Source organism: Sphingomonas mucosissima (genome assembly GCF_002197665.1).
In the GTDB taxonomy this organism is placed as follows: domain Bacteria; phylum Pseudomonadota; class Alphaproteobacteria; order Sphingomonadales; family Sphingomonadaceae; genus Sphingomonas; species Sphingomonas mucosissima.
The window spans coordinates 1-21951 of record NZ_NBBJ01000007.1 but is presented as its reverse complement, the minus strand read 5'-3'; the positions used below and the strand labels follow the sequence as shown (position 1 = coordinate 21951).

The window sequence follows — 21951 nt, the reverse complement described above, 5'->3', positions numbered from 1 at the left end:
TTCGCGAACCAGGTCGATGTTGGGCGCGACCGTCCTTACGGGCGACACGGCGTCCTCAAGCGCATGCTGTTCTTCACGCGAGAGGAAGCCAGACGCCCATAGGCGTGTGTTTGCCAGCGACGGTAGCGGGCCTGGCACGGTGCGAGTAAGGGGCGAGATTACAAGATGCATCCCCTCCATCACGACGCTTCGACCTTAGCGGGCCCGTCAGAACCAACCTTACCGAGATATGCCTCAGCAAGCTGGTAGTGCGCTCGAACGACCCTTGGCAGCGTTGCCGACTGCGCGCGCTCGAGCTCAACCTCAGCGCGACGCTGATAATAGGACCGATCATCCTTGGACATGTTGCGATCTTTCGGGAAAATCGGTTCAGGTTGGATCGCACGTGGTGAGAATGACCGCCACCCAATGTGGCTGAGCCACCAATTCCTTGTGGCGGGTGATTAATCCCCGTCCGAGACCCGGGGTCTCGCTCCGAAGTACCGTCCTCCCGGCCCACCAACTTCACTGGATATTCCGAAGCGTTGAAATGATTACAGACGAGAACTGTTGATGCACCACAGACCGGTGACGAATTAGGTCCGCGTACCTATATGGCTATCATCGCTCGCTGAGCTTCAGGGCGCAGGCGGCCGGAGGACAATTGCGCTATCGCCCCAGCTTGAGGGCGCGCGCATGTCGCACCCAGATGATCGCTACACGACCAACCTGCTACTCGCCGTGCTTTCGCTCGATGATTGGGCATTGCTCAAGCCGTTCTTCACGCGTGAGAAGCTGGAACGCGAGAAGGTGCTGCTTCCCGCCAATCAGCCAATCGACCATGTTTGGTTTCCAGAGGGCGGTGTCGCCTCGGTGATTGCGCACAAGATCGACTCCGGCCCCACCGAAGTCGGCATCTTTGGCCGCGAAGAATTCGCGGGCACGCCTTTGCTGCCGGGCGCAGACACCTCACCGCACCTGATCTTCGTACAGGTGAACGGTAGCACTGGACTGCGCGTCGGGGCGTCGCTTTTCCTGAAGGCGATGAACCAGAGCGCCACCTTGCGCATAACGCTGCTGCGCTACGTTCAGACCTTCATCATTCAAACCGCGGGTAGCGCCATCTCCAATGCTCATCAGCGCACCGAGGCCCGGCTCGCGCGCTGGCTCTGATGTGCCACGACCGCAATGACAGCGACGAGACATGCCGACACATGAGTTCATGGCGATGATGATCGCAGCCGACCGATCCAGCGTTATCGTGTCGCTTCATGTCCTAGAAGGCGCCGGCATGATCCGTCCAAGCGGGGGTGGGTTCTCATTCTCGATCGCGAGAAGCTCGAAGAGCTTGCAGGCGAAGGCTACGGGCGACCCGAAGCCGAGTATCGGAAGCTGATCGCGCCGTTTGGCAAGGACAAACCTCGGGCGCTGGCAGGCGCCTGATCGGTGCCGACCTCGTCCCGTTTCCATGCTGATCATGAGATTCTGGAATGCCAGAGTTGTCCCGATACTCGATCGTTCTCGGGAAAGGCCGGTGGTTGGGACAACCATCTACCGGTCAACCTCTGCGGCGCCGCTCACATGAACGAGCGGCCGGAGTTGAGAGGCCCAGATCGGCTCGGGAATGACAGCTTGTGGGTCGTTGCATCAGGGCCTCTAGGCTGAAGGAGGTCATCCGAGATCATGGTCGAGTCGCAACTAGGCACCCGCTGTCGCTAAGAGCCGTCGCTCACAGGCGTTAGAGGTCCCTAAGCCGGGGCCAACATCACTCCACTCGCAGCGTTGGTGTAACTCTGCTTGTCGCAATCTCGCAGGTCGAAGCCGCCAAATGTTTCAGCTGGCGGGTAAGATCGTGTGATGAGATATCAGAATATTGGGTTGAGTTATAAGATATCATCCTGCTAAACGGCGCGGCGTTGCCGCCGAATCGTGCGTCGGCGACATCACGTCCGGGGGGACATCCGTTGCGTTTTCAGAACTTGATGTTCCTCGCTGGCGCTTCCGCCCTGGCGCTGTCCAACGTTGCGAACGCGAGCGATCTCACCGCTGCGGAGGCGGTTCAGGAAGCCCGCCGCGCCGCGGCCGAACGTACGGCCGCCACTGAGGGGCAGGAGATCGTCGTCACGGCCACGCGTAGCGCGCAGCCGCTCGCCGACGCGCCGGCGACCATGTCGGTCGTCACGGGAACCGAGCTGCGCCGCCGTCCCGTGCAGGACCTTGCCGAAGCGCTAGAGAACGAACCCGGTATTGTCATCAATGGCATCGGAATGACTCGGCGCGGCATCTCGATCCGCGGCATGTCGAACGAGCATCTGCTGACACTGATCGATGGGCGGCGGATCAACGATGCGTTGGCAAACATGGCGCATGCAGACTTTGACCTCGGCTGGGTGCCGAGTGTCGCGATCGAGCGCATAGAGGTGGTCCGCGGACCGCTTTCAGCGCTCTATGGCTCGGAAGCGCTGGCCGGCGTGGTGAACGTCATCACGCGGCGTCCGAGCGAGCGACTGGAGGCGAGTGGGCTTGGGCTGCTCGGTTTACGCGACGGGAAGGGCGGCGACACAGGTCAGCTGTCGGCGCTCATCGGCGGCTCGATCACCCCAAGCCTGGGCGTCGTCGCGTGGGGCGAGTATCGCCACCGCCGCCGCACCCAGAGCCCGCTCAGTCCACGCGAAAGCGAGCTAGAAGCGCGTGAGGCGCTGAGCGGCAGTATCATCGGCTGGTGGGAGCCGGCTCAAGGGCATCGCATCGAGATCGGTCAGGCCGCAATCGACGACGATCGTGCGCGCGACACCGTCACGACCGGCGCGCGGCCGGTCTATTACGAGTATCAGGACCACATCACGCGCGCGCAGACGCACGGCAGCTACACTGGCAGCGTCGGTTGGGGCGAGCTACAGGCGCGGGCCTATCGCTCGGTGTTGGAACGCGTGAACGAGCGCGACCAGAACCAGACGCCCACGCAGCCGACCAAGGCTACCGATACCGTGTTTGACGGCCGTCTGACGGTGAACGTCTTTGCCGGCAACCGGCTGACGGTGGGCGGCGAGCACCGGCACGAGACGCTGCGTGATTCCACCGTCAACACGGCAGGAAAGGCGGACGTCAACCACAATGCGCTGTTCGTGCAGGACGAGTGGGCGCTGCGGGACGGCGTGTCGCTGACGCTGGGCAGCCGCTTTGATCACCACCCGGCCTACGGCTGGCAAACCTCGCCGCGCGCGTATCTCGTGGTCGAGCCGATCGAGGGGCTGAAGCTACGCGGCGGTGTGGGCAAGGCATTCAAGGCGCCAAGCCTAAAGCAGCTGTCGCTCGGGTACATCACCGTTGCGGCGGGGGGACGCTTCATCATCACCGGGAATCCCGATCTCGAGCCCGAGACGAACACGGCGTATGAGCTTGGCGGTACCTATTACGGCCGGAGCTGGAACCTGGGCGCAACGCTGTTCCAGAACGACCTCGACGGGCTTGTGCAAACTAATTGCGTTGAATTCTGCGGGGTCCGCGGGCGCGAGCGCCGCGCCTATGTCAACGTCGACGAGGCGCGCGTGCGCGGCATCGAGGTTTCGGGCCAGGTGACGCCGCTGCCCGCCTTGTCGCTGTCCGCGAGCTACACCTATGTCGAGCCGCGCGACCGATCGAAGGATCGCGAGCTTGCCGAACGGCCCAACCACAGTGCGAACGTGAAGCTCGCATGGCAGGTGGCTGATGCGACCGAGTTCAACGTGCGCGGACGCTATACCGGCAAACAGACGATCTATCAGGCCGATGTTCCGGTGCGGCTCGACGATTACAACCTGTGGTCGGTCGACGTGAGCCATGACCTTACGCGGCAGCTGACGCTGAAGTTGGGCGTCGACAATCTCTTCAAGAAGCGTCTTGCCGAATCGTCCGCGCTTTACAGCTTCGCGGAGCCGGGGCGCGTGTTCTTCGCGGGGATGGGGGCGAACTTCTGACGATGCGGTGGCTCGTCACGCTTCTGCTGCTTGTCCTGCTTGGCACGACGGCGCCGGCGGCCGAGGTAACCGCCAGCGCCTCAACGCCGGTCGTCGTCCGGATCATCGCGACGCGCTTCACTCTGACCGCTAAGTTCGAGCGCATGGCGGCTTGGGCGAGCGAGGAGGGCTATCGCATCGACTGGCGGCAGGTGGAAAACGGCGGTGCCGCGGCAGAGCTGACAAACGGTGCCGACCTGCTGCTATTCGATGGTCCGCGGCCGAGCGACATGGCATTAATCGAAAACGCGGTTGGCGGGTTCGACACGCTGAAGGTGCCCTGGATCGCCATCGGTGGCGGTCCGCCGCGCTCCGGCGGCCTCGGGGCGGATATTGCAGGGCGGCTTATCGGCTATCAGGCCGGGGGCGGCGCAACCAATCTCCGGACGCTGGTAACGGCGCTTCGGTTGGCGCGGAGTGGCGGCGACATGAGCGCTCTACCGGCGCCGGTGCGGCTTGGGGCCACAGGGCTGTACCATCCTTCCGCGCCTGCGCCCTTTGCCGACCCAGAAGCTTTCCGCCGCTGGACCGTGGCGCAGGGCTGGGGCGAGCGGCCGATCGTCGCGCTCGCAATCTCAGACGGGTTGATCCGCGACATGCAGACCGGCGTCGTCGACGCTGCCGTCGCCGCGATCGGCGCTCAAGGTCTGCTCGCCGCACCGTTCTGGTATGACGAGGCGGACCCAGAGGCGCTCGCCAAGGTCGTGCGCCCGCTTCACGTGGCTGCGATCGTCAACATGACGCATATGCAGAACGGCATTGCGCGTGCAGCCGAGTTCGCTGCGCTCGACGTGCCAGTTATCCAAACGCTCGCCGATCGCTCCGCCAGCGTTGGTGAATGGCGCGCGGCAACGACTGGAATTCCTGCTGCCAGCACCGCCGTGCTGCTGAGTGTGCCTGAAAGCTGGGGCGCGTCCGATCCGCTGGTGCTGAGCGTGGTAGAGAAGGGGATCGCGACGCCGATCCCGGAGCAGGTCGAACTGCTTGCAGCCAAGCTCCAGCGGCTGGTGGCGCTGCGCACGACCTCGCCGGCGGACAAGCGGCTTGCGCTGTTCTTCTGGAACTATCCGGTGGGCGAGAACAATCTCGCGGCCTCCAACCTCAACCTGGCGAAGAGCGTCGCCAACGTCACTGCAGCGTTGGCCGGGGCAGGCTATCGCGTGACGCCCAGTGAGGAAGCGCAGGTGATCGCCGACGGGCAAGCAATGCTCGGCGGCTACTATCGGCCCGAAACGCTGGATGACCTGCGCGAGCGCGGGTTGGCCGCCACGGTGCCGCTCGGCGAGTATCAGGCGTGGCTGACGACGCTGCCAACGGCGCGCCGCGATGCCATCGTCGAGCGCTGGGGGACACCCGAGGCGAGCCCTTGGCTACGTGGTGGCGCGTTCGTCATACCGCGGCGGATGCTTGGGAACCTCGCAATCCTGCCGCAGCCGCCGCGTGGTGGCGATCCCGCCAAGAGCTATCACGACCAGAAGACGCCGCCCGACCATATCTATTTCGCCGCGTATCTATGGGCTCGAGGCCATGCCGACGCGCTCGTGCACTTCGGCACGCACGGCACGCAGGAGTGGACGCCGGGTAAGGATCGCGGGCTATGGGCCGGCGACGATCCCTTCCTGCTCGTCGGCAACCTGCCGGTCTTCTACCCGTACATCCAGGACAATGTCGCCGAGGCAATCCAGGCGCGGCGGCGTGGGCGCGCGGTGACGATCAGCCACCAAACGCCGGCGTTCGGTCCCTCCGGGCTCTACGACGAGCTGCGCGATATTCATGCGCTGATCCACCAATATGAGCAACTCGACGAGGGGGGCGCGCGCGACCGCGTCGCCGCCGAGATCCGAGTCAAGGCGTCAGCGGCGAAGCTCGATCGTGACATCGGCTGGACGCAGGGTGCGATCGAGCATGACTTCCCCGGCTTTTATGACGAACTTCACGATCATCTCCATCAGGTCGCGCGCGCCACGATCCCGCTCGGCCTGCACACCTTCGGCGAGCCCGCGACACCCGAGCACCGGCTGACGACGGTGATGCAGCAGCTTGGGCCCGATTACCTCAAGGCGCTTGGCCTCGATCCAAGAGAAGCGTTCGCCGAGGACTTCTGCACGATCGTGAGCAGTTCGACGTATCGCACGCTCGCGCGTTACCTGCGCGACGGCGAAAACCCCGCCACCATCGCGGACCCGACGCTGCGAGGGCAGATCGAGCGTGCGGTGGTGCTCGATCGGAAGCTGGCGAACACCGGCGAGATCGAGGCATTGCTCGCGGGACTTGCAGGCCGCTTCGTCCTGCCGGGCGCGGGCGGCGATCCGGTGCGCAACCCCGAAGTCGAAAGCGGTCGCAACCTCTTTGCATTCGAGGCCGACAAGGTGCCGACCAAGGCGGCGTATGAGCAGGGCGGCGTTATGCTCAACACGCTCGTTTCCGCGCACCAAGCCAAGCACGGCGGAGAGCTGCCGGAGAAGCTGGCCTTCGTGATGTTTTCAGGAGAGACGATCCGCCAGCTGGGTGTGGTCGAGGGGCAGATCCTCCACGCGCTTGGCCTGCGTCCGGTGTGGGGCCGTGGCGAGCGCGTCGAGCGATTGGAAGTGGTGCCGCTCGCCGAACTCGGCCGGGCGCGTATCGATGTCGTGGTGCAGGCGAGCAGCGTTTATCGTGATCAGTTCGATGGCTTCATGCGGATGCTCGCTGGCGGAATCGATCTCGTGGCTGGGCTGGATGAAGCGCGTGGCCCGGCCGCGAACGCGATGGCGCTCGAAGCGCGGCTGATCGCGCGCGGCTTGGCGCCCGAGCGCGCCCGCGCGCTGTCGCGCCTGCGCGTCTTCAGCAACGCGCCGGGAGACTATGGCAGCGGTTTGCCCGACCAGATCACCAAGGCGAAGGACTGGCGCGGCGAACAGGATCTTGCCGATTCGTTCCTGCAGCGTCTGCAATTTGCCTATGGCGCGCGCGAATGGGGCACAGCAACCACTGGCGAGAACCTGTTTGCCGAGCAGCTACGCGGGGTCGATGCCGCGGTGCTCTCGCGCTCGTCGAACCTGCACGGGCTGCTCTCGACCGACCACCCGTTCGAGTATCTCGGTGGCCTCTCGCTCGCGGTGCGCAGCCTGACTGGCAAGACGCCCGACCTCTATGTCGCCGACATGCGAGAAAGTGAAGGAAAGGTGACCACCACCGGTGCGTTCCTGTCGAACGAGCTGCGCGGCCGCTATCTCAACCCACAGTGGATCGGCGCGATGCAGGCGGAGGGCTATGCCGGCGCGAATGCAATGCTCGGTATCGTCAACAACTTGTGGGGCTGGCAAGTCACCGATCCCGCGAGCGTACGCGCCGACCAGTGGCAGGCGATGCACGACACCTATGTGCGCGATACACGGCAACTTGGGCTCGATCGTTTCTTCGCGCGCGTCCATCCGACTGCACAGTTGCAGATGGTCGAGCGGATGCTCGAAGCGGTATCGCGCGGTTATTGGCGGGCGGACGAGGCGACGCGCCGTTCGCTTGAGGAGAAGCGGGCCAGCCTGGCCGCGGCGACCACGGCCAGCGAAGTGCCGACGCGGACAACCAAACGCATGGGCTTTGGCGCCGCAGCCGCTGTGGCACCTGCGCGCGCAGCGGCTGGTCCGGTTCGCGCACCAGCGGCGGAGTCACGCCCCCCGCCTGCTGCACCCCGTGGAATAGTGCTCGAACGGGTGATGCCGCCGTCGCCGCCTTCGTTGCGCTCGCAAAACATCGTGCCGATGCTGCTCGGCCTGCTGCTGCTCTTTCTCTTCGGCGTCATGCGCGAGTTGCGTTCGCGTCGCATGCCGGCCCAACCCAAGGATCATGCCCATGCCCGCGCTTGAGGCGACGCTCTACGACGTGTCGCGCCTGTTCCTCGTTCCTGTCATGGTGCTGATCCTTGCGGCGCTCGCTTATGCCGTAGTCAGCCTCGGGGGCTTTGCGACGGAGGCGGTGCAGCGTGCGCGCGGGCAGCGCAACGGGCGCCTTCGTGCGCACCAACAGCGCACGGGCTGCGCCGTCGACGACCTCGAACTCGTCGTGCTGCGCCGGCTTGAATGGCTGCGCATCGTCTCGCGTGCGGCGCCAATGCTTGGACTGGTCGCGACGATGATCCCGATGGGGCCGGCGCTGCTCGCGCTCGGGAGCAACAATGGGCAGGCTGTGGGCGAGAACCTCGTCGTCGCCTTCTCCTCGGTCGTGCTCGCGCTGGTTGCGGCGTCGATCACCTTCTTCGTCTACACTATCCGTCGCCGCTGGCTGCTTGAGGAGCTGCGCGCGATCGAAACGGGAGCCGCTTGATGCGCTTCATCGAAGACGACGAAGGCGACGATCCGATCCTGTCAGTCGTGAACCTCGTCGACCTGTTTCTGGTCATCACCGCCGTGCTGATGGTTGTGATCGCCCGCAATCCGCTCAACCCGTTCCAGTCGAAACAGGTGGTGGTCGTCGAGAACCCGGGCCAGAAGGACATGACGATCACCGTCAAGGACGGCGAGAAGCTGGAGCGCTACACCGCCTCCGAACGGATGGGGCAGGGTGGCGGCGTAAAGGCGGGCGTAACCTACCGCTTGCCGAGCGGAGACCTGGTGTACGTGCCCGAGTGAGCCGGGCCGGCCGAGCAGATGGTGTGTTGATGTGTCACGCGATGGTCAACCTCTTCATCTATTGAACTAGCGCCGAACGCAGCGTTCTGAAGCACTTGGTATGAACGGCCATTCCGCAACTGCCAAGGCTGCTCCCGACCCCCTCCGACGAAGGCGCGAAGTTCTCCTGTGCGAGGCTTCCGTTCACCACCAGCGGCGGGGTTGACCACGCAGTGCTAGTTCGAGTGGTTGCGAGCGGCTGGCTCGGTCCGCCGGACCAGGCGACATTCACATGAACGGCCGTCCGATCCCGCGAAACGAAATCCGACCCTGAGCGGCTTTGGGCCGAGCGCGCTGCTTGGTAGCTGTTGCAAATATCCTGATTTCTTGGCGTCGGGTATGTAGTCGCATTTCGCGATACCTATCCGAAACCAATCGTTGGTTCCCCTTTCAAGGAGCCAGCGCTGTATAGCCGGATAGCTTCGACCTTCAGTTAATTTCGCGAGCAATCGGATAGCGCAGCGGATAGGGATGCCCCGGCCCAGCCTGCGCATAAAGCCAGGCGAGACGCGCATCGGGATCGGCTGCAAAGGCGGGCTCGTCGCGAAGCTTCCCTTCGAATACTGTTTTGATCCTCGGATTGGTTGCTAGAAGCTGATCGCCCAGAGCGGCGAGCACAAATGCGTCCGTATTCGGTGCTGGCGACAGCATTTCTGGGAAGAAGCCCCAGGCCAGGAACGAGTCTTGGCTTTCAGGTTCAAGCAGCGACGCCGCCAACAATCCGAGCGGCTGGTCCGCGGGCACCCGCACGCTGCCCGCCGGCATGACCTGCTCAACTTGGCCATGCACGAACCGGGCGGTGATTGGGTATCGCCCTTCGCTCGGCTGCAGGAGCTTGGGATCGACGAGGCGGACCTCGTCGAGGCTGAGCCTCCTCTGTGACTGCGTCGTCTCGAACGTGATGCCGTGGCGGCGTAGTCGATCGATCACCTCGGCCTGCTCGGCCGGCACCCACCATGCCTTGGGCAGGCGCACTGTTTCCGTAGGCGTCTGACCGATAATTGGCATTCGGAAGGTGATCGGCTTGGCGAGCCAGCGCTGCTCCTCCCGACCGGAGGCTGGCGACCTGTAAGTGTCGAAAGCCACGCCCTTGAAATTGTCGATCCAGCCGATCGGGCTCGCGGCGGGCTTCCACCTGGTCAGCAGCTCCGTCGGTCGGCTGGCACGATCCTCTGCCTTGGCCCTTGAGACCCGTGAGGCATCAGTCGCCGCAATCTTCAACGCTGCTTCCAGCAGCACGTATGTACCGAGCACGCGTTGGCGATAGGGCTTGAGCATATGATTTTCGACCAGCACGGTGGGCATACCAATGAAGTCACCGTAACCGGTCGAATAGCGCGGTCCTTCGGGAGCGTAGCGAATGCCCTTCTCCGGATGGCGTGTGTCGATTGGGCTGGGGTAGATGATCGGCGTGTGCCCCGCCGCGGTTAGCGCCTTCGACACGGCCGGACCGAAGCGCCCTTCCAGCCAGTCTGCGGTCGCACGGTGACGTGCATATTTGCCCCATCCGGCATAGGTGAAGGTGATGTCATACTGCATGTCGAAGCCTTCACTGACATGGCAGTCGATATAGAGGATGGGATCGAGCGATCGGATAAGGCTAATCATCGCCCGGGACTCTGGTGCATCGAGCTTGGCGTAATCGCGATTGAGGTCGATATTGCGTGCGTTGGCGTCACGGCCCTTCTCGGCTGGACCGCGTATGTGCGGGAAATTATACGCGCTAATCTGTTCGTGACCGTCGATATTGTAGATCGGCACGAACACCAGATCGACTTTGTCGAGCAAGCTGTCTTTCCTGCGCAGCGCGATGTCGCGCAGCAGCATCAGCCCGGCATCTTTGCCGTCGATCTCGCCCGAATGGATGCCCCCTTGCACTAGCACCACCGGCTTGCCGGCGCCGCCTTTGCTCGCGCGAACATAGATCATCTCGCGTCCCTTGGTAGTGCGACCAAAGGTCTTCACGGTGATGAGGGGAGAGGCAGCGTCCAGACGCTGCAGCCAGGACATGACCTCCGCGTAGCTCGGCGTCTTCCTGAACTCCGCCGCCTCAGCCGGCGTGATCCAGGAGTCGTCCGCTGAAGCGATCAAGCGCTCGCTTGCACCCTTCCAAGGCATGGCCGCCGGAAGAATCGTGTCTGACACGAACCTAGACGGGGCGTCCGCGGCTGCCACTGGTATGGCGATGGTCGCTAAGAAGGCGACCAAAACTCGAGTGCGCAATGGTGTGAGGGGAAGGCGCATCTGCCACACTGTCGAATTCCTGTTAGTCCGCTGCTGGGCAGGTATGCCGTTGAGGCTGCCTGCTGCTACATCTTTCATAAGACAATATGTCATCACGGATGATATAACGGTGCGCCAAGGAGCGCCGGTCGACACCATCAGGGGAGCATCCGTGGTCGAGCCGGAACTGGACGATGACGTATCGGCTAAGGGCAGATCGATGAAGAATATGGTTCGCGCGCGCGCTCGTTAACCGTCGCCCGCCGTACGGTCACTGGCGCCGGGCCTTCGACAAATCGCGTTTTGCCTGCAGAGCAGGGTCCGTCCAGCCCGGCCATGATCGCCCTGCAGCGAGCTCGCGCCCGAGTGCAAAGGCGACGTCTGCTTCCTGTGCCGCGCCCTGTGCAGTCCAGCCAGCGTCGAACGCGTCACAGGGCTGGTGATAGCAGCGGGCGTTATAGCGTTCCACGATCCGGTTTCCCGCGGCGGCACCGCCTGCCGCGAGATCACGCCCGATGCGAAACGCCAGTGCGGGCACGCCGGCGCTTGCAAATGGATAGTGATCGGACCGGAAATACCATCCCGCCTCGGGGCTGGGCTCGGGTACCACCCGAAGGCCCTGCTGAGCCGCCACGCGCGTAAGATCGTTTTCGAGCGTCGTTCGACCGCCGCCAATCAATTCGATCGTTGTCGAAGTGGGCAACGCGACGTGCGGATCGAGATTGATGACGGCGACGGTGGTCTCGAGCGGTGTCAACGGGTGGGCGGCATAGAAGCTCGCGCCCAGCAGACCCTTCTCTTCCGCCGTCCAGGCGGCGAACATGACCGTCCTCCCCGTGCGGGGCGCCTTGGCGAACGCGCGCGCGACCGCGAGGAGCTCGGCGGTACCGATGCCGTTGTCGACGGCGCCGTTGCGGATCGCATCGCCCGTCGCGTCCGGCGCGTTGCGCCCGTTGGCGTCCCAATGCGCGCCGTAGAGCACGACCTCCTCGGGATGGGTGGTACCGGGCAAGCGTGCGACGATATTCCGGCTGGTGAATGGGGTCGCCTTCACGTCGCCCGAAGCCGAAACAGCGACGCTGTCGAGCGGCATCGCCTGGAAACCGGGCGTCCGGGCGCGCGCCTTGAGCGTGGCGAGATCTAAGTTGAGCGACTTGAGCAGCGGCGTCCAGGCCGATCGATCCAGCCAACCCGTCAGCTGGAGCGAACTGGTTGCCAGCGGTGCGGGTACGGCGCTCGGCAGTGGCTGGGTGACCTGACTGAACGGATAACTCGCGGCTGCGTCCTCGTGGATGACGAGCACGCCGATGGCCCCGGCCTTCCGGGCCGCCGCAAATTTCGAGCCGACACGTCCTCCGATGACGAGCCGCTTGCCCTCAAACCCGAGATCCTCACCAGCCTCGAAATCAGGATCGTTCGCCAGCACGAGCGCAACCTTGCCTGCCATGTCGACCGCGGCGAAGTCGTCGTGGCCCGTTGCCGGATCCACGATGCCGAAACCGGCAAAGACCAGGGGAGCATCGGTGATCTGCGTTCGACCCGCATTCGCGAGCCCGAGCGACGCCTGACGACCAATCGCGAGTGGCATCCGGCGACCCGAAACGGTCAGGGACAGTGCGGCGCCCGGCAGGCGGTCAAGCCGGACGAGAGGGACGTCCTGGTACCAGCTGCCATTCGTTCCCGCTGGTTGCAGCCCAGCGCTGGCGAACTGCTGTTCAAGATATGCAAGTGTCGCTGTTTCCCCATCCTCACCTGGTCCGCGACCTGCGAAGGTGTCGGAGGACAGTTCGCGAACATCGGCTTTGATTTCGGCCGGCGAGATGGTCGGAGCCGCGCCGGCCAGCAGGAGAGAAAGAAGCAGCATGACCCGCAAGGGAGCGGATCGAACGCGCGATAGCAAGGCGATAAAAATCCGGATCTATCCTTGGAGCGCTTCCAGCAAGCGCCAGATCGTTCCGAGGGTCGATCAGTCAGCCGGGCGCAATGCCGCCAAAAGAACCGTTGGTTCATATGAACCAGCGTCCGGAGTCGGTAAACCACCCCATCACGCTGAGTGACTGGTTGTGGGTCGTTTATACTCGGCGCCGCCACGATGACGAGGCGAGCTGATTCGCCAGCACAGCCCATCCCGGCGGTATATCGAGCGTCATCGCGCGCTTTCCGATCGTCCCGCCCACCAGGCCAGCCCGGCGAAGCACAGGAAGCTGGCGGCGTGGAGAAGATAGTGGATCGGCCGCGCTCCGCCGGACACGGCGAGCAGGAGAATGTCGCCGACCGGGATGACCAGAGTCGACAGCATCACGATCGACAATGCCCGGAATTGCCGGGTGAGTGTCAGCCCGAACAGGTACGTTGCGAGTGCGAGATCGCGAAACCCGACGGCGCGAACGTAGAACAGCCCGGAGGATGATCCAGCGTCGATTCCGTAAAACGCTGCGGCTGTTGCAGGCGCCAACACGAACAGTGCACCAAGCCCGGCGAACATGCAGGCCAACAGCGTGATCGTCATGGGCAGGGCTTTGCCAAAGGAAGCTGGTTTATTCATTCGTTGCCTCCCAGCAGCTTGACCGCGATAAAGCGGAACTTCCGCTGCGCCTTTGCGCTGATTTGAGGGATCCTTGGAGAGGTTCGATGGCGCACGAAGGCGATAACGCGGAGCAATCGAAGAAGGTGGAAGAGGACGCGCCCGACGTTGATCTTCAGCATCAGCCGTCTTCGGGACACGGCCTGTCCAGCGATCTCCAGCCGGGAGGAACGCTCCCTGGCGGTGGCCCAGGTGCGAGCATAGGCAGCATCGGCACGGGCGGCGGGTCCACAGGCGGTGCCGGCACGGGAAATGTGCCCTCTCAAGGCCGTTGAGGCAGCCGGCGCTTATCCGGTTCGGCGGCGCCACCGGTTCGCAGGCTCGCTGCTGCTGTGGGGGGCGTCGGCGATGAGTGTTCCTGCCGGAGGTGCAGTGCCGGGTGGGGAGTTCGGCCGCGGCGATGATACTGTCATCGCAGCCGCGCGCGCCGCGACGTTTGTGCTCTTGGGGGAGGCGACACACGGCACGAGCGAATTCTATTCCGAACGCGCGAAGGTCACGATGCGGTTGCTCGACGATCACCGCGCCAGCGCAGTGGTGATCGAGGCGGACGGAACCGAGGTCGAGCAGGTCAATCTGTTCGTGCGCGGGATCGGCCTGGACCGGTCCGCTGCCGAGGCGCTATCTAGCTTTCGGCGCTTTCCGCGCTGGATGTGGCGCAACGCCGAGTTCGCCGGGTTCGTGGAGGCTCTCCGGACCGCCAACCTCCGCCTTCCGGAAGCGGAGCGGGTCGGCCTCTATGGCATGGATGTCTATGATCTCTACGGCGCACTGGAGCGGGTCCGCGCCTACGTCCGGCTTCATGTGCCCGGCGCTGCTGCTGCCGCGAATGCTGCCATCAGATGCTTCGCACCGCACCGGCGGAGCACCGAAGCGTATGGCGTTGCCTCGCGGAAAGCGGCGCGATCATGTGCGGCTCCCGCGCAAGCTCTCTTGGACGCGTTGAGGCATGCGCCGACTGTCGACCTCGTGACTGCAGGTGAGGAGCGCTTTGCGGCTTTTCAGGCCGCGGAGGCACTGGTTGACGGGGAGGCCTATTTACACGCTTCCTTTGCCGGCGCCTATTCATGGAACGTGCGTGAGCGCAGCATGGCGGCTTCGATCAAGCGGGTTGCCGCTCACGCGGCCGGGCAGAGTGGCACCGCGCGCGTGATCGTGTGGACGCACAACAGTCACGTCGCGCGGGCGGCCAGCACGACGATGGTCGATCGCGGGGAAACGAGCATCGCTGACCTGTTGCGTGGGGACGGAGGCGACCAGGTCTTCGCGATGGGACTGCTGACCCATTCGGGTACCTTCATGGCCGCTCCCGCATGGGATCGGCCCGGCCAGATTTACCGGCTCGATCCTGCGGCGCGAAACAGCGTCGAGGGCCTGCTCCGCCGTTCCGGCGAGGAGCGCGCGGTTCTGATGCTGCGCGGTGCTGCACACGGCGGGCATAGCGATAAGCGTCCGCAACGTGGCGTCGGCGCCGTGTACGACGCGAGGATGCCCGAGGCCGTCTATTCTCGCGTACAGCTGGCGACCGAGTTCGATGCGGTCACGTTTCTGGACAAGACCACAGCTGTCACTCCGCTCCCGTGAACAGCGACTGTTAGCAGGGCAAGCCTCACGGGGCCCGCTCGCTGCCGGCGAGCGTTTCAAACGCAATAAATCGCGGCGGCACTGCCTCCACAAGTCAGACATTGTTCGCCGTCAGGAAGAAGGGTGTGCCGCGGGCATGGAGTTCCCCCGCCTTCACCCCGAGGACCACGGGTATACCCCGGCGCGCTCCGACCCTGCTTGCCATTTCGACATCCAGCGAGAGATGGACGTGATGTCGCCGCATCGGGCGTAGTCCCTCCTTCAGAATGGCATCAAGATTGCCCCCGATCGTGCCGTGGTAGAGCAGATCCGGCGGCACGACCGAAGGCCAGTCCAGAGCAACGGCGGCGGAGTTACCCTGTCGCGCCCGGACCCGCTTGCCGTTTGGCGAAAGTTCGAAGCGCTGCTTGCCGTTGCGATCGATCATCATCCGGAGCCGGTCGAAGTCGGCCGGGATCCCGACCGGCCAGCGCCGCCAGCACTGTGCCGAGGTCAACCCATCCCTGCTCATCGAGCACGAGGCCGGCTGCGTCGGGTCGATGTCGCAGCCGGTAGGACAGGGCCTTCGACAGACGCGTGTCCTCTCCAGACATCGTCACGCTCACACCCACACGGAAGACACCAGCCGCCCCGTCATGTCACCACGAACCATGGCAGCAACGGCAGCTGCGATCTTGTCGCCACCTTGGGCCGAGGGTTCGATCGGGTTGGCATAATCCGCAGGGTCGTTGCAGATCAGGCGGAGGTCGATGAGCGGCAGCCCGCGCGAGAACGCGGTGCGCGTAATGACGTCGTTGAACAATGTGAGCGCGGTGACGACCAGGCGTCGCTGCGGCTCGGGATAGTTCGCATCGTAGATCGTGCAGACGGCACTCGGGATGCCGAGCTGGATGACCGCGTCGGTCATGTCGGAATAGACGGCGGCGAAGCTGGACTGCGCCTGCGCCAGCCGCTCGACCGCTTCCGCAACGGAACCGGCGCGCTCGCCAAGAATGGAGGCATGGCCAAGCGCATCGTTGCCCCCGACGGAGATGACGAGGTGGGTCGCGTCCTTCGGCATCCGCTGAAGCTGCCGCCGCCTGACGTCCGCAGTGACATGGCCGTCGGTCGCCAGCAGCGTGACCCTCCAGTCGCTACCGAGACGGGTCTGCAATTGATCCCGAACATCGGGCTCGGGCGAGACGTAAACCCGGTTGTCGAAGATGGAGTCTCCGAGCAGCACGACATGGCTCATAGTCTGTCCTCAGCTCTTGGCTCCGCAACCACACTTGCCGGAAAATGCGAAGGGCCGCCACGGATGTCTCCGGCAGGTCGTTCAGAGTCCGAACGGATATGTGTCATCCGCTCCGGCACGCTCAGGGCGTTCGGTCCTGCCGGGCGCCGGCAGGGGCGTGACGGCGTTGGTCGTGTCGAACCAGACGAAGGCATCGAACTGCGCGGGCAGACTGGCCGAAGAATAATGGCTCCAGCGCTCCGTGTCAGGGCGGTAGATGACCCCGATGAAGCGCTCCAGGCGCTGTTCCATGAGTTCGTCGCGCAGCTGGTCGTGCACACCTTCGCGAAGATCGAGCAGGAAGCGTTCTACGCCGCTGTCATGGGCGAGCCGTTCGTAGCTGTCGGCGCGCGACGAGTTGATCCGCTTGATCTTCATCGGCGCGTCCCAATCGTCCGCAGCCGCAACCATGCCGCCGTGCGTGCCGAAACCGATCAGGCAAGCGTCGTCACCATAGCTCTCGCGTGCCAATTGGCCGAGGTTTAGCTCGTCCCGGGACTCGCCCATATCGGTGAAGCGAGCATCGCCGATGTGGCTGTTGTGTGCCCAGACGACCGCCTTGGCATTCTCCCCTTTGGAGCGCATCAGCAGATCGAGCGTGTCGAACATGTGCTCGTCCCGCAAGTTCCAGCTGGCCGCCGAACCATAATACATGGCTCGGTAATAGGCCTCCGCGTTGGCGACGAGCCGCGCGTTCTGCGCCGCATCCATAAAGTCGTCGCCGTCGGCGGCAGCGTACTCCCGCTGCCGCGCGAACAGGTCCCGCAACGTCGCGACGACGCCCGCCTCGCACTGCGCATGCCCCTCGCGCATGGCGATCCGACCATACAATGCGAGGTCTTCGCGCCAGGGCTTCAGGCAACCGTAGCGCTGACGGGCCGTGGCGGCCGCGTCGGGATCGACTTCCTCGAGATAGTCGATCACTGCGCGGATCGACGCATTCAGGTTGTAGAGGTCCAAGCCGTGAAAGCTCACGCGCGCCTCAGGGGCGCGTGCCTCGTTGTGGCCCCGGAGCCAGCGCACGAAGCCGTCAAACTCGGCATTGCGCCACATCCAGGTCGGAAAGCGGGTGAAGGGCGGTTCGCCATTGGCACGTGCTGTCTTATGGCGAACGTGCCGATCGATCGTGGCGGCATCGGGCCAGTCCGCTTCGACCGCGACCATGTTGAAGCCGTGCTCCTCGATCAGCCGCCGCGTGATGGCCGCGCGCGCGCGGTAGAATTCGGATGTGCCGTGGCTCGCCTCGCCGAGGAGGACTAGCCTCGCGCCCGCGAACCGGTCGAACATTCGGCCGAACGCGGGATCGTCGATGTCCGGAAGCGGATCCGCGTCGCGCGCGATCATCGCCGCGATCCGGTCTCCCTGACCTGCTCGATCCAGTTCTTCGGTTGATTCTTGCAGTCCGGGCATCACGACGCTCCCTCAGCAAGCAACAACGAGCAGAGGCACCTTAGGTTCTGGCCCATTTCAGCTGCTTGCTGCCTGCACGGCACGTCCGCAGCGTATGCGCTCACACCCGGCAAATCGTCGAGGTTCTCGGCGAACTCAGCCAACCTCAGAACCTGAACGAGCGGCCGATCTCGGGAAGCGTTGAGTGGGTCCTGAACGGCGATTGTGGGTCTGCTTAGACCTCCGTCATCTATGCGGTTCGGCGCGGCCCTGCAGAACCAGACTGATTCGCCCTTCGACACCAGTGTGACTGCGTCGTCAAACGATGACTATTGAGACCCCTGCCTTGCTCATCATACTATCTGATTGATATGCAGTTTCTCCTCCTCGTCCTCCTCTTCGCCGTCCTTCCCAGCGCCGCGTCCGCTCAGCCGACAGACGCGGTTCATCGGTCTGTACTGGCCAATGGGCTCACGCTGATCGTTGCCGAGAATCACAGCACGCCACGGGTCGCTGTGCATCTCTGGTATCGCGTGGGGTCAAACAACGATCCGAAAGATCGGTCCGGCTTCGCGCACCTGTTCGAACATCTGATGTATCGCGGTAGTGAGAACGCCGCGGGCGATTACTGGAACGACATGCGGCGGATCGGCGCGACCGGCACGAACGCGGGCACCGCGCCCGACCGAACAACCTACTTCCAGACGGTACCCAGCGGCGCTCTTGAATATGCGCTCTGGCGTGAGGCTGACCGGATGGCGGCGCTCGCGCCTAGCTTGTCCCAGGAAACGTTAAATTCTGAACGCGCGGTGGTGCAGAACGAACTTCGTCAGAACCGGGCCGGTCCCGCCGGCTCGGTCTGGACGCGCGTCGCAGCAGCTACCTATCCTGGGCACCCCTACGCCCGCGACACGTTGGGCGAGATCGCCGATCTGAACGCCGCGACGGTCGACGAACTACGCGCGTTCCACCGACGATATTATGTGCCTGCGAATGCCATTCTGGTCTTGGCCGGCGACGTCGATCCAACGCGCGCCACCGAACTGGTCAACCGGCATTTCGGCTCGATCCCCGCCGGAGAGCGCATATCCGGCCCTGTCGCCTGGGCGGCGCCGCTGCCGTCGCCGCGGCGAGATGTCGTAGCCGATGCCGTGTCAGTGCCGCGCATCTTCCGCATTTGGAACATACCCGGCTATGGTACTCCAGCGGCGATCGACCTCGGCCTGTTCGCCGATGCGCTGCAGCAGCGCCTTGAAGCTGAGGCGGGTACTTCCGTCGCGCCGGTCGCGGCGGGGAGCGCCTATATCGTCGAGCAGGCGTTGGGCAGCCAGTTCATCGTTGACGTGACGTTGACAAAGGATGCCGATCTCGGGGGTGCGGAGGCATGGCTAACTGAGCAGATGGAGACGCTGGCCAGAGGCGCGCTAGACGAACAAATCGAGGGTGTCGCAGCGAAACGGCGGGCGGCGCTCCTGGCGCGGATGGAGAGAATAGGCGGATTCGGTGGTCGGGCCGACACGCTGGCGTCCAGCGAGGGATTTCTTGGCGATCCCATGGCTTGGCAACGCCGGCTGACGCGATACGCCTCCCCCGAGAGCGGCGCCGTCACCGCTGCGGCAAAGCGGTGGTTAGACGCCAACCATTACACATTGGCCTTCGTCCCCGCGTCACAACCGAGCAACACGGCTGGTCAAAGGCCGCTCGTGCCGCCGCCAATTACCGCAACCGCCCCGTTCAAGGCACCAGACGCGGTGGAAAGCCGATCGGTCAGCGGCAGGCGACTGGCCATGATCTCTCGTCCTGGTCAATTGGCGCACCTGGCGCTGATCCTGCCTGGCGCGGAACGCGGCGACGATCGTGCTGGCGCGCGTTCGGTCGCACTCACAGCGTTGCTGGAGCAGCCTGTCAGCGAAGGCACCGTTCGTCAGTCGCTAGACCGGCTTGGTGCCACCGTCACGGTCGAAGAGCATCCCCAGGCCGCCCTGATCCTGCTGCGTGTGCCCGTGGACACGTTCCAGCGTGCGGGATCTATCCTGATTAAAGCACTCCGGCCCGGCTCATTGAAGGATGCAGTGGTCGTCACGGCAAAGTCGAAGATCGGCGAGCGAGTGTTCGCATCGCGGCGGAACGTCCTGACCCTGCCGCAGATCCTACTGCCGACGCTCTACGGACGTCGCGCGCCGGATAGCGAAACGCTGAACCGCGTCCAGCTTTCTGACATTGAGGCGATGCGCGCCTGCTGGCGCGGCGGGGATCTGCATGCGATCTACGTCGGACCCGACCCGCACCAAAGCTTGCCTTCGCTCGCTTCCGCACTCGACGCCTTGCCGCAGTCAAATGGGGCGACCTGCGCTCCAAACGGAACAGAGATCGTTCGACCCGGCACCGTGTCGACCCCGATGTCGGGCGACCAGGCTATGGTTCTGGCCGCGTTGCCGCTGCCGCCGGCCGACACGCCGGAGGCAGCTGGGCTGGAGACTGCGCTTGCCATCCTCGGCGCCAACACAACCGGTCGTCTGGACCGGATCTTGAGAGTTGAGCGAGGGTGGACCTACGGCATCGCAATGACTGTTTCGCAGAACCAGGGATCGCGCCTGCTGACGCTGGAGGTGCCGGTAAGCGCCACGAACGTGCGGGAAACGCAGGCCATCGTCGAACGCGAGTTGCGCCGCCTAGGGGAGGAGTCGGTGACCGATGAAGAGTTGCGCACGGCTACCGCGAGCATCGCCGCCGAGAAAGCCGCCCGCTGGGAAACCGGCAGCGGTGCAGCCGTGGCGATCGCGCATCAAACTATCGGCGGCACCCGGAGCTCGGATGCACCTCCAACTGTGGATGAAGTTCGCGCTAGCGCTCGGCAGTTTCTGTCTCGCGAACCATCTTGGATCTTGGCCGGCGGAAATTAGACCGTGCATTGGTCGCAATTTTTTGCGACCGCGGCAGCGTTCCACCCTGTTGGTAATCGCCTTCTGTCGCCCTGGAAGCGGCCGGGCCGCTTTCCTCCCCCATTTTCAGCGGTTCTAGCCTCGCGTTCCAACACCGAAGTCGCTCGTTTGTACAGGTGAACGAATGGCAGTTTCTGGGCTGCCGGAGAGCAGTGGCGAATGGCCGAGATTGGGTCGGCTCAGGCCTCCGTGCGTTCAGCCAGTTCCAAAGCATCTTCTACGTCAACGCCCAAGTAACGCACAGTGCTGTCGATCTTGGCGTGGCCGAGAAGGATCTGAACTGCGCGGAGGTTGCCTGTCGCCTTGTAGATGATTGAGGCCTTGGTGCGCCGAAGCGAGTGCGTTCCGTACTCCTGAGGCGGCAGGCCAATGCCTGTGACCCACTCGTGTACGAGACGGGCATATTGCCGCGTACTGATATGAGCCATGTAGTCGTTGCGGCTTGGGAAGACGAAGTCGTTCAGTGTACCGCCGCGACGCTCCAGCCGCGCGCATTGTCTTCCGGGCTGTGTCCATCAGCTCAAACTGGACCGGGCGTCTGGTTTTTTGTTGAACAATGATGGCACGGTCGCGGATACGTCCACCCGACACGACATCTCCGACCCGCGTTTTGACCACATCACAGCCACGCAGCTTACTATCTATAGCAAAGTCGAATAGCGCTCGATCGCGCAATCGCCTTTGTTGATCAAGCCAGAACCGAATAGCCCAGACCTGCTGCTGTTTGAGCGCCCGTTTCGCACCGATCAGCCGACCTTCGTTCCAAGGTGGAAGTTCGTGGAAGGCAGGATCCATCGACGAGTGACCCATCACTCATCTCCATTACGCCGACTCAACACTGCTACTATAAACCGGTCTGGTAAACGGGCGGTTCAAAGATGTGGTTGATTGTGCTTGTAAAGCGCCCGAAATTACGATCGAGGTCAGACGAACGGCGGGACATGAAATGTTTTTGTCGGCCTCAAAGCTGCCGTTCCGCTTACGCCCAATTCCCATCATCCGTGATCGACGGGTTGGCTCCCAACGGCGGCCGTTCCGAAATGGCTTAGAAGCAGTCCTACTCCCCGCTAATCTCTAGCCCAAGTTCAGGGTGAGCATCCACCCAGCGAATAGCGGAGCGGCACGCCGGTAGTCGCCTTGCACTGCTCGCCTAGTGCGCGCGCGACACGCTGCCGGTGGCGTTGGTACTCGGAAATGGCAGTGGGTTGACTAGCCGCGCACCAGACGTGACGGTCGGTTGATCCGCAGCTTGCGGCCAGTAACCGGATCGCGTTCGGCGAGCAGCTCGTCCGACCATAGCCGCTGATATTCGAGGAACTGCGTCATGCTGTCGACC

General features: G+C 63.9%; 14 protein-coding genes and 2 pseudogenes. 8 read left to right on the top strand and 8 right to left on the bottom strand.

What is annotated here, in order from left to right:
* Positions 1 to 675 precede the first annotated feature (675 nt).
* From SPMU_RS15750 to SPMU_RS15725, 5 genes are all read left to right on the top strand, one after another.
* Positions 676 to 1152 carry a Crp/Fnr family transcriptional regulator gene (locus tag SPMU_RS15750; RefSeq protein WP_088335220.1) on the top strand — a complete coding sequence of 159 codons (477 nt, stop codon included), beginning with the start codon at positions 676 to 678 and terminating at the stop codon, positions 1150 to 1152.
* Positions 1153 to 1943: 791 nt separating this feature from the next.
* Positions 1944 to 3935 (top strand): TonB-dependent receptor domain-containing protein, encoded by a 1992-nt coding sequence (locus SPMU_RS15740; protein ID WP_140418497.1) that lies wholly within the window; start codon positions 1944 to 1946, stop codon positions 3933 to 3935.
* Between the two features lie 2 nt (positions 3936 to 3937).
* Positions 3938 to 7819, top strand: coding sequence for a cobaltochelatase subunit CobN (gene cobN / locus SPMU_RS15735; RefSeq protein WP_088335214.1), 3882 nt, complete (start codon positions 3938 to 3940; stop codon positions 7817 to 7819).
* Complete coding sequence (locus tag SPMU_RS15730) at positions 7806 to 8276, top strand: MotA/TolQ/ExbB proton channel family protein (RefSeq protein ID WP_088335212.1); 471 nt, start codon at positions 7806 to 7808, stop codon at positions 8274 to 8276. Before cobN ends, SPMU_RS15730 begins: the two co-directional genes overlap by 14 nt.
* Entirely contained in the window at positions 8276 to 8581 is a 306-nt protein-coding gene (locus SPMU_RS15725) for a DUF2149 domain-containing protein (protein WP_088335210.1), read from the top strand. Before SPMU_RS15730 ends, SPMU_RS15725 begins: the two co-directional genes overlap by 1 nt.
* A gap of 468 nt (positions 8582 to 9049) precedes the next feature.
* Here the strand turns inward: SPMU_RS15725 and SPMU_RS15720 are convergent, their stop codons facing one another.
* The 3 genes from SPMU_RS15720 to SPMU_RS15710 all read right to left on the bottom strand — a co-directional run bounded on the left by SPMU_RS15720 (position 9050) and on the right by SPMU_RS15710 (position 13388).
* Positions 9050 to 10864, bottom strand: a complete 1815-nt coding sequence (locus tag SPMU_RS15720) for a M14 family metallopeptidase (protein WP_088335208.1) — start codon at positions 10862 to 10864, stop codon at positions 9050 to 9052.
* A gap of 250 nt (positions 10865 to 11114) precedes the next feature.
* Positions 11115 to 12707, bottom strand: a complete 1593-nt coding sequence (locus SPMU_RS15715) for a M28 family peptidase (protein WP_088335206.1) — start codon at positions 12705 to 12707, stop codon at positions 11115 to 11117.
* 282 nt (positions 12708 to 12989) lie between these two features.
* Positions 12990 to 13388 (bottom strand): DUF4267 domain-containing protein, encoded by a 399-nt coding sequence (locus SPMU_RS15710; RefSeq protein ID WP_088335204.1) that lies wholly within the window; start codon positions 13386 to 13388, stop codon positions 12990 to 12992.
* An 86-nt stretch (positions 13389 to 13474) separates the two neighbouring features.
* Between SPMU_RS15710 and SPMU_RS16745 the strand changes: the two genes are divergently transcribed.
* Together SPMU_RS16745 and SPMU_RS15705 are read left to right on the top strand one after the other, a co-directional pair.
* On the top strand, positions 13475 to 13702 hold the full coding sequence (locus SPMU_RS16745) for a hypothetical protein (protein WP_140418496.1): 228 nt from the start codon (positions 13475 to 13477) through the stop codon (positions 13700 to 13702).
* A 73-nt stretch (positions 13703 to 13775) separates the two neighbouring features.
* Positions 13776 to 15011, top strand: a complete 1236-nt coding sequence (locus SPMU_RS15705; protein ID WP_169715741.1) for an erythromycin esterase family protein — start codon at positions 13776 to 13778, stop codon at positions 15009 to 15011.
* 94 nt (positions 15012 to 15105) lie between these two features.
* Here SPMU_RS15705 and SPMU_RS15700 read toward each other — a convergent pair whose 3' ends face one another.
* The 4 genes and pseudogenes from SPMU_RS15700 to SPMU_RS15690 all read right to left on the bottom strand — a co-directional run bounded on the left by SPMU_RS15700 (position 15106) and on the right by SPMU_RS15690 (position 17694).
* Positions 15106 to 15507 carry an RNA 2'-phosphotransferase gene (locus tag SPMU_RS15700; protein WP_245833425.1) on the bottom strand — a complete coding sequence of 134 codons (402 nt, stop codon included), beginning with the start codon at positions 15505 to 15507 and terminating at the stop codon, positions 15106 to 15108.
* A 28-nt stretch (positions 15508 to 15535) separates the two neighbouring features.
* A pseudogene (locus SPMU_RS17570) lies at positions 15536 to 15604 on the bottom strand (hypothetical protein); the annotation flags it as partial.
* Positions 15605 to 15612: 8 nt separating this feature from the next.
* Positions 15613 to 16245, bottom strand: coding sequence for an SGNH/GDSL hydrolase family protein (locus SPMU_RS15695; protein ID WP_088335200.1), 633 nt, complete (start codon positions 16243 to 16245; stop codon positions 15613 to 15615).
* 81 nt (positions 16246 to 16326) lie between these two features.
* Positions 16327 to 17694, bottom strand: coding sequence for an erythromycin esterase family protein (locus SPMU_RS15690; protein ID WP_088335198.1), 1368 nt, complete (start codon positions 17692 to 17694; stop codon positions 16327 to 16329).
* Positions 17695 to 18044: 350 nt separating this feature from the next.
* Between SPMU_RS15690 and SPMU_RS15685 the strand changes: the two genes are divergently transcribed.
* Positions 18045 to 20576: a M16 family metallopeptidase gene (locus tag SPMU_RS15685; RefSeq protein WP_088335196.1), complete on the top strand. Its 2532-nt coding sequence runs from the start codon at positions 18045 to 18047 to the stop codon at positions 20574 to 20576.
* Positions 20577 to 20794: 218 nt separating this feature from the next.
* On the opposite strand, the pseudogene SPMU_RS15680 reads toward SPMU_RS15685, so the two are convergent.
* Positions 20795 to 21425, bottom strand: a pseudogene (locus SPMU_RS15680) (tyrosine-type recombinase/integrase).
* Positions 21426 to 21951: the final 526 nt, after the last annotated feature.

What these genes read in the sequence shown, in the direction of transcription:
- SPMU_RS15750 (WP_088335220.1), top strand. Translation starts at nt 676, where the DNA reads ATGTCGCACCCAGATGATCGCTACACGACCAACCTGCTACTCGCCGTG.
- cobN (WP_088335214.1), top strand. Translation starts at nt 3,938, where the DNA reads ATGCGGTGGCTCGTCACGCTTCTGCTGCTTGTCCTGCTTGGCACGACG.
- SPMU_RS15730 (WP_088335212.1), top strand. Translation starts at nt 7,806, where the DNA reads ATGCCCGCGCTTGAGGCGACGCTCTACGACGTGTCGCGCCTGTTCCTC.
- SPMU_RS15725 (WP_088335210.1), top strand. Translation starts at nt 8,276, where the DNA reads ATGCGCTTCATCGAAGACGACGAAGGCGACGATCCGATCCTGTCAGTC.
- SPMU_RS15720 (WP_088335208.1), bottom strand. Translation starts at nt 10,864, where the DNA reads ATGCGCCTTCCCCTCACACCATTGCGCACTCGAGTTTTGGTCGCCTTC.
- SPMU_RS15715 (WP_088335206.1), bottom strand. Translation starts at nt 12,707, where the DNA reads ATGCTGCTTCTTTCTCTCCTGCTGGCCGGCGCGGCTCCGACCATCTCG.
- SPMU_RS15710 (WP_088335204.1), bottom strand. Translation starts at nt 13,388, where the DNA reads ATGAATAAACCAGCTTCCTTTGGCAAAGCCCTGCCCATGACGATCACG.
- SPMU_RS16745 (WP_140418496.1), top strand. Translation starts at nt 13,475, where the DNA reads ATGGCGCACGAAGGCGATAACGCGGAGCAATCGAAGAAGGTGGAAGAG.
- SPMU_RS15705 (WP_169715741.1), top strand. Translation starts at nt 13,776, where the DNA reads ATGAGTGTTCCTGCCGGAGGTGCAGTGCCGGGTGGGGAGTTCGGCCGC.
- SPMU_RS15695 (WP_088335200.1), bottom strand. Translation starts at nt 16,245, where the DNA reads ATGAGCCATGTCGTGCTGCTCGGAGACTCCATCTTCGACAACCGGGTT.
- SPMU_RS15690 (WP_088335198.1), bottom strand. Translation starts at nt 17,694, where the DNA reads ATGCCCGGACTGCAAGAATCAACCGAAGAACTGGATCGAGCAGGTCAG.
- SPMU_RS15685 (WP_088335196.1), top strand. Translation starts at nt 18,045, where the DNA reads ATGCAGTTTCTCCTCCTCGTCCTCCTCTTCGCCGTCCTTCCCAGCGCC.